The organism is Vibrio sp. 1249-1 (genome assembly GCF_033340495.1).
The window spans coordinates 1-585 of the sequence record NZ_JAWOWJ010000857.1 but is presented as its reverse complement, the minus strand read 5'-3'; the positions used below and the strand labels follow the sequence as shown (position 1 = coordinate 585).

The window sequence follows — 585 nt, the reverse complement described above, 5'->3', positions numbered from 1 at the left end:
AAGGTTGACCACGTCATTAACATCCCATATCGTTATTTGCTTTTTTTCACACACAAATAGCGACTCTGGCGTGTTAACTCGTTGCTCATAAGCCACGTTTTTATACAAAGGAGCAGAGCCAGAAACACCTATGTAATAGGCGTAAGCAATTAGCCCTCTATCAACATCATCAAGAGTGTAAATTGTGTTCGCTGAGCCCGATATTTTTATAGAATGACCATCATTACCGTCAAAACCAGCACGCTGAATGTCACTCTTGAGCATCTGCACGACACTTTCAGAATTCTGTAACAACATTAACTCTTTCGAACGTTCCATTATCACTCGTTGACCACTCACATAGATTGACCCCACTGTCGCAAGAGAAATAAGCCCAAGCACAGATGCGATCATAAACTCAATAAGGCTCGCCCCTTTTTGTTTAAACATAGCCATCCTTAAGAGCAAGTTGAATAACCGTAATATTCTGTGCCGCTGTTATCACTACATACTCTTACGCGGGCTGATAAAGTATGAGAAATGAGTTTTAAGGCTTTTGATGATTCACCAACAGGATAAAACTTCAAGTTTCCTGATGATGGTCGC

At 40.9% G+C, this 585-nt stretch carries 1 protein-coding gene and 1 pseudogene; both read right to left on the bottom strand.

All coding sequences use genetic code 11. The features are described 5' to 3' along the window. A partial coding sequence (locus R7Z50_RS29315; protein ID WP_318134836.1) for a pilus assembly protein PilW occupies window positions 1-429 on the bottom strand: 429 nt, incomplete at its 3' end. 8 nt (window positions 430-437) lie between these two features. After that, a pseudogene (locus tag R7Z50_RS29310) lies at window positions 438-585 on the bottom strand (pilus assembly protein FimT); the annotation flags it as partial.